The sequence below is a fragment of the Actinoplanes sp. NPDC051851 genome (assembly GCF_040681165.1).
Taxonomy (GTDB): Bacteria; Actinomycetota; Actinomycetes; order Mycobacteriales; family Micromonosporaceae; genus Actinoplanes.
Window position 1 is genome coordinate 128,107 of record NZ_JBFAYF010000025.1, and the last position, 6,937, is coordinate 135,043.

Here is a 6,937-nt window from a genome sequence, read left to right on the forward strand (position 1 = left end):
GGGACACCACGTGCCGATTTAAACGGCCTGACCAGGCATAAATCCTTCATTTACACAACATGCCGGTAAATCGCCAGACAGCTACTGAAAGAGGGTATAGAAGTCTCAACAATCAACTTCAACACCATTGTCAACACCCATTTCCGGGTACGCCACAACGAGCGCCACCGTCACCGGACCGGATCGCGTCTTCGGCAGCACCAGCCGCGCTCCGGGACCGGCGGCGAGCAGCGCCGCGGCCTCCGCCACGCCGGGCGCACCGATCGCGTCCCGGACCGCCGCACTCGGGTTCGGCACCGGGACGCGGGCCAGCTCCCCGGCGGTGAACCCGATCAGCCGCCAGCCACGCGCCGCGGCGAACGCCCGGACACCCGGCTCCGCGGCCCGCCGGTCCAGGGTCGCCACGGCCGTCACCGCCGCCGCCCCGATACCGGCCTCCGCCAGCACGGCGGAGAGGGCCCCGGCCAGCCCGGCGGCGGGTATCCCGGCCCGGGCGCCCAGGCCGAGGATCATCCGGCCGCCGTCCGGACCAGGCGTTCCGCCAGGCCCCGGTGACCCGCCCAGTGCAGGTGCAGGTAGGACGCGTGCACACCGGGCGAGGCGAAGCCCTCCGGGTCGGCGCCGCGCCACGCCCACGCCGCTCCCCCGGCCGGCGAGAGCAGCAGGCCGGACCGCGGGTGCACCGCCGTACGGTGGAACTCGTGCCCGGTGACCCGGGTGCCGGCCGCCGCGAGCGGGCTGTCCGAGAGCGCCACCGCGTCCCGGTACCCGAGGGTCAGCGCCGGAGTCATCGCCGCGTCCGCGTCCAGCACGCCGCACATCGGGGCGCCGTCCAGCGTCCGGCAGAGCCAGAGCAGGCCCGCGCACTCGGCCGTGATCGGGTGCCCGGCGGCGGCCAGCCCGGCGACCGCCGTGCGCAGCGGCTCGTTCGCGGAGAGCTCGGCGGCGTAGACCTCGGGGAAACCCCCGCCGACGACCAGGGCCCGGGTGCCCTCGGGCAGCGCCGTGTCCCGGAGCGGGTCGACGGTCACCACCTCGGCGCCCGCCCCGGCCAGCAGTTCGGTGGTCTCGGCGTACGCGAAACTGAAAGCGGGACCACCGGCGACCGCGACGATCGGACGGCCCGCGACCGGACGCTCGGAGATCGGGTCGAAGGGCGTCGCCGCCAGCGGCGGCGCGGAGTGGGCCACGGCCGCCACCGCGTCCAGATCCACCGCGCCGGCGATCAGCGCCGCGAGCGCGTCCACCGAGGCCAGCGCCTCGGCACGCCGCTCGGCCGCCGGCACCAGGCCGAGATGCCGGCTCGGCGCGGCCACCGCGTCGGCCCGCCGCAGCGCGCCCAGCACCGGCGTGCCGACCTCCTCGCAGGCCTCCCGCAGGATCGACTCGTGCCGCTCGGACCCGACCCGGTTCAGGATCACGCCGGCCATCCGTACGTTGCCGAAGCTGCGGAAACCGTGCACGACCGCGGCGATCGAACGGCCCTGGGCGGCGGCGTCCACCACGAGGACGACCGGCGCCTGGAGCAGCTCGGCGACCTGCGCGGTCGACCCGGAGTCGCCCGCACCGGTCCGGCCGTCGTAGAGGCCCATCACCCCCTCGACGATCGCGATGTCGGCGCCCCGCGACCCGTGCGCGAAGAGCGGCGCGATCATCTCCGGTCCGAGCATGACCGGGTCGAGGTTGCGCCCCGGCCGTCCCGAGGCGAGCGAGTGATAACCGGGATCGATGTAGTCGGGCCCCACCTTGAACGGCGCGACCCGTCTGCCGCGCCGCGCGAAGGCCGCCAGCAGCCCGGTGGTCACGGTGGTCTTGCCGTGCCCGGAGGCCGGCGCGGCGATCACCACCCTGGCTACCATTCGATGCCCTGCTGCCCCTTGCGCCCGGCGTCCATCGGGTGCTTCACCTTCGTCATCTCGGTGACCAGGTCGGCGGCGGCGATCAGATCGGGGTGCGCGTCCCGCCCGGTGATCACCACATGCTGCGTACCGGTCCGGTTCCCCAGCGTCTCGATCACGTCGGCGACGTCCACCCAGCCCCACTTCATCGGGTAGGTGAACTCGTCGAGCACATAGAACCGGTAGGTCTCGGCGGCCAGGTCCCGCTTGATCTGCGCCCAGCCCTCGGCGGCCTCGGCGGCGTGATCCCTTTCGGTCCCGGCGCGCTGGATCCAGGACCAGCCCTCGCCCATCTTGTGCCAGTCGACCGTGGTGGGCCCGACCTCGCCGAGCTTCCGCAGCGCGGCCTCCTCGCCGACCCGCCACTTCTCCGACTTCACGAACTGGAACACACCGATCGGCCAGCCGGCACTCCACGCCCGCAGCGCCATTCCGAATGCGGCGGTCGACTTCCCCTTACCGGGTCCGGTGTGCACGGCGAACACCGCCTGCCGTCGTCGCTGACGTGTCGTCAAACCGTCGTCGGGCACGCTGGCGACTTTCCCTTGCGGCATTTCCCAACCTTCCATTCCGTACGCCCTGAGCCCGTTCCCCACAGAGCGTTCCCGTCATTCATCGCGCCTTTTCCGTCCACTCGGCACACTCACCACCACGGTGGACGATCCCACCCCCGCCCGCCGCCCCGACGCCCGCGCCCACCCATCACGCCGACGCCCGCCCGCAACGCTCGCGCCCGCCGATCACGCCGACGCCCGCCCGCAACGCCCACGCGCGCCCGCCACGGCTGGCCCTCAGGGGTGTCTCAGGGCCCCGGACACACTCCGCGCCGCCAGCCCACCCTGTCTGGCTGGCGCTCACGGGTGCCTCGAGGGACCTGACACACCCCTGAGCCCCAGCCGACTCTGCGTGCCGGCCGACTTCCGTGCGGCCGGCGGTCCGGGCATCAGGCGGCCCTGCGGTACGGACGGCCCTCCGGCGTCGGGGCGGCCGGGTGAGTGGCAGCGGGAAGGCGGACGGGGGTCGCGGCCTCGAGGTGGTCCAGGGGCATGACGTCGGCCTTCAGCGCCGTAGCCAGCCGGCGGGCCAGGCCCAGCCGAATCGGGCCGGACTCGCAGTCGACCACGACCGTGGAGACGTCCGCGAAGAGCGGGGCCAGCAGCAGGGGGTCGGGGCCGGACGTGGCGCGGCCGTCGGTGACCAGGATCAGCAGCGGACGGCGGCGCGGGTCGCGGCGGCGTTCGGTGGCGATCGTGGTGGCGGCGGCGCGCAGGCCGGCGGCGAGCGGGGTGCGTCCGCCGGTGCGCAGGGCGGCCAGGCGCATCACGCCCACCTCGTGGCTGGACGTGGGCGGGAGCACCACCTCGGCGGCGGCCCCCCGGAACGTGATCATCCCGATCCGGTCGCGGCGCTGATAGGCGTCGCGGAGCAGCGAGAGGACGGCGGTCTTCACCAGGGTCATCCGTTTGCGGGCGGCCATCGACCCGGACGCGTCCACGACGAAGAGCACCAGGTTCGCCTCGCGGCCCACGTGGATCGCCTCACGCAGGTCACGGGGCTGAACCGTCATGCCGGAGGACTGCAGGGCGTTGCGGTGGATCGCGGCGCGCAGGGTCGCCGGGAGGTGCGGGGCGCCGGCCAGCTTCCCGAGCGGCTTGCGGGAGCCGATCACCCGGCCACGGCGGGCGTACGCCGGAGAGCGCTTGCCGGTGTGGCCGCCCTCGCCCCGAGCGGTGATCTTCAGGGTCCGGGGGCGGTAGGCGGCACCGGCCTGAGCGACCGTACCGGACCTCCCCTGATCCCCCTGGCCCTGCGGGGGCGCGGCGTCAGTTGGCGCGGGGTCAGCGGAACCGGGATCTCCAGAGCCGGAACCGGGGCCACCGGGGCCGGGACCGCCGGAGCCAGGGCCGGGACCGCCGGGGCCGCCGGGGCCGGGGCCCGAGTCGTCGGGGCCGCCGCCGGGCGGGGTGGAGTCCGGATCCGGGTCGTCGCCGTCCTCCCGCGCCTGGCGCTCGGCCTCGTCCAGGGCCTGGTCGAGCTTCTCCTCGTCGGTGCCGGGCGGGTCGAGCGGATCGGTGCGCCGGCGGTGCGGGAGGGCGAGCCGCGCGGCGTCCCCTACGTCACCGGCGGTCACCACGTCGCGGCCGTGCCAGGCTGCCAGGGCCACCGCGCAGCGGGCCACCACGATGTCAGCGCGCAGGCCGTCGACGCCGAAGGCCAGGCAGACCCGGGCGATGCGGTCCAGTTCGGCGTCGGGCAGCACCACCGACGGGAGGAGAGCCCGCGCGGTCGCGATGCGGTCCGCGTACGCCAGCTCCTCGGCGGCGAAACGCTCGGCGAAACCGACCGGGTCGGCCTCGTAGGCGAGGCGGCGCCGGACCACCTCGGCGCGCTGCCTCGCGTCGCGCGGGGCGGCCACCGTGACGACCAGGCCGAAGCGGTCGACCAACTGCGGGCGGGGCTCGCCCTCCTCCGGGTTCATCGTGCCGACCAGCAGGAAGCGGGCCGCGTGCTTGACCGAGACGCCGTCCCGCTCGACGTGTGCCCGGCCCATCGCGGCGGCGTCCAGCAGGAGGTCGACCAGGTGGTCGGGGAGGAGGTTGACCTCGTCGACGTAGAGGACACCCCGGTGCGCGGCGGCGAGCAGACCCGGCTCGTACGCCTTCACGCCGTCGGCGAGCGCCCGCTGGATGTCCAGGGTGCCCACCACGCGGTCCTCGGTCGCGCCGACCGGCAGCTCGATCAGCGCGGACGGGCGGGCCAGCGCCGGGCTGTCCACCGGGTGCGGACCGTCCGGGCACTGCGGGTCGGGCCCGGCGGGGTCACAGGCGAACCGGCAGCCGCGGACCACGTCGACCGGGGGGAGCAGCCCGGCGAGGGCGCGTACCACGGTGCTCTTGGCGGTGCCCTTCTCGCCGCGGACCAGCACCCCGCCGACGGCCGGCGAGACCGAGGTGAGCAGCAGGGCGAGGCGCAGGTCATCGAGGCCCACGACGGCCGAGAACGGGTACGGAGTCGTCACGAAGGTCCCTTCCGGCGGGTGTCCACGCCCGCGCGTCGGTTGTCACGAGCGGCCGGAGTCTCCTGACTCCCGGATCGCCGTTCCCCGCCAGCCTTCCAGCCCGACGCCGGGCCGTGGCGTTTTGTGATCAGCGGGTCGCTCCCCGGTCACAGTGGCGGGACCGTCCCGGACTCGCACCGGGTTCCTCCGCAACCGCTCGCCGGTAACTCTCGCGTACGGCTCACCCGGCCGTCAACGCGGGCCCCCGGTGTGTGAGCTTCCGGGCACCGCCTTCTCGGTGGCCGGCAGCGGCTTCGGGGCCAGCCGGTCCAGCTCGGCCACCACGTCCAGCACCGCCAGCGCGGACCGCTCCACCAGCGGGCGCATCCGGCGGTACAGCGCGGCGTCCTCGGCACGGGGCGTCACCGAGGAGCCCACCGCGGTCAGCGACGCCGCCTGATCAAGATCGGGCAGCTCCCCCAGCGCGTGCCGGGCCAGCAGACAGGCGCCGAGCGCGGTCCCCTCGGGCGTGTCCGCGATCGATACCGGTAGGTCCAGTGCGGCGGCGAGAACCTCCACCCAGAGCCGGGAGGCGACCGCTCCCCCGGTGGCGCGTACCTCGGTGACCGGCGTCGTGAACGAGTCGCGGACCAGGGCCAGCTGCTGGCAGACCCCCTCGACCGCGGCCCGGACCAGGTGCGGGCGCCGGTGTTCGCGGCGTAGTCCCAGGTAGGCGCCGCGCAGGCCGGGCCGCCACCACGGCGCCCGCTCGCCCAGCAGGTAGGGCAGGCAGATCAGCCCCTCGCTGCCGGCGGCAATCCCGGCGGCCTCCTCGAGCAGCGCGGCGTCCCGCTCGTCGGCGTCCTCACCGTCGGCTCCAGGGCGTTCGAAACCGGCCGCGAACGCCTCGCCCGCCCACCGTACGACCGAACCCGCGTTGTTGACGGCACCGCCGACCACCCAGTGCTTCTCGGTCAGCGCGTAGCAGAAGAGCCGTCCGTCCTCGGCGCCGGCGGGCCGGTCGACCACGGTGCGCAACGCCCCGCTCGTGCCCAGCGAGACGGCGGCCACACCGGGCGGCACCGCGCCGACGCCGAGGTTGGCGAGCGGCCCGTCGGCCGCCCCGATGATCAGCGGCACCGATCCGCCGATGCCCGCGGCGGAGGCCACCTCGGGACGCAGGGCGAGCCGTTCGGTGGTCGCGACCACCTCGGCCAGTTGCCGGTGCCGCACCCCGGCGAGCTGGAGTGCCTCGTCGTCCCAGCCCCGGCCGTGGATGTCGTACAGGCCCATCCCGGACGCGAGCGAGAGGTCGACGCGGAACGGCCCGCCGGCGAGCGCCGCGACGATCAGCTCCTTGACGCCGCCCCAACGCGGGGTGCCCCGCAGCGTCTCCGGGTCGTTCTCGTTCCACCAGGTCAGCTTCGCCAGCGGGGACATCGGGTGCACCGGGGTGCCGGTCCGTGCCTGCAGCCCCCGGGCCCGCCCCGAGGCGACGATCCGCTCGCACTGCTCCGCGGCCCGCCCGTCGGCCCAGGTGACCAGCGGGCCGAGCGGCCTCCCGTCGCCGTCCATCGGCACCAGCCCGTGCAGGAAAGCGCTGAGTCCGATCGCGATCACCCGGTCACCGCGCTCGCGGCATCGGGCCGCCACGTCGGTGAGCGCCTTCACGGCCGCCGCGATGAGGTGCTCCGGGTCGAGCTCGGCGCGCCCCGGCCCGGGCACCGAGAGCGGGTAGTGCACGCTCACCTGCGCCCGGACCTCGCCGCCGGGCCCGGCGGCGATCCCCTTGGTCGCGGTGGTCCCGGTGTCGATCCCGATCACGACGTCCATGCGCTGCCCTCTCCTCGCCCTGCCGTCCCTGCCCTGTTCCCGCCCACACCCGTCGCCAAGCCCACCACGCCCGCCCCGAACGCCCCCTCGCGGGCCCCGGCCACGCGGGCGCCCCGGCCACGCGGGCTCGGCGCCGCGGGCCAACGGGCGCGGCGCCGCGGGCCGCGGTCCTGGCTGGTGCTCAGGGGTGCCTGACGCGGAGCGAGGC

The 6,937-nt window shown here is 75.1% G+C and carries 5 protein-coding genes and 1 riboswitch; all 5 genes read right to left on the bottom strand.

Annotation, left to right across the window (positions count from 1 at the left end):
• Positions 1 to 105 precede the first annotated feature (105 nt).
• The 5 genes from AB0M08_RS23890 to AB0M08_RS23910 all read right to left on the bottom strand — a co-directional run bounded on the left by AB0M08_RS23890 (position 106) and on the right by AB0M08_RS23910 (position 6,729).
• Positions 106 to 513, bottom strand: a complete 408-nt coding sequence (locus AB0M08_RS23890) for a cobalamin biosynthesis protein (RefSeq protein ID WP_364497085.1) — start codon at positions 511 to 513, stop codon at positions 106 to 108.
• Positions 510 to 1,859, bottom strand: a complete 1,350-nt coding sequence (locus tag AB0M08_RS23895; protein WP_364497087.1) for a cobyrinate a,c-diamide synthase — start codon at positions 1,857 to 1,859, stop codon at positions 510 to 512. Before AB0M08_RS23895 ends, AB0M08_RS23890 begins: the two co-directional genes overlap by 4 nt.
• On the bottom strand, positions 1,853 to 2,452 hold the full coding sequence (gene cobO / locus AB0M08_RS23900) for a cob(I)yrinic acid a,c-diamide adenosyltransferase (protein ID WP_364497090.1): 600 nt from the start codon (positions 2,450 to 2,452) through the stop codon (positions 1,853 to 1,855). The genes AB0M08_RS23895 and cobO overlap by 7 nt, the downstream gene beginning before the upstream one ends.
• Before the next feature lie 389 nt (positions 2,453 to 2,841).
• Entirely contained in the window at positions 2,842 to 4,917 is a 2,076-nt protein-coding gene (locus AB0M08_RS23905) for a VWA domain-containing protein (RefSeq protein WP_364497093.1), read from the bottom strand.
• 55 nt (positions 4,918 to 4,972) lie between these two features.
• Positions 4,973 to 5,104, bottom strand: a riboswitch (cobalamin riboswitch).
• 44 nt (positions 5,105 to 5,148) lie between these two features.
• Positions 5,149 to 6,729, bottom strand: coding sequence for a gluconokinase (locus AB0M08_RS23910; protein ID WP_364497096.1), 1,581 nt, complete (start codon positions 6,727 to 6,729; stop codon positions 5,149 to 5,151).
• Between the last annotated feature and the right edge of the window lie 208 nt (positions 6,730 to 6,937).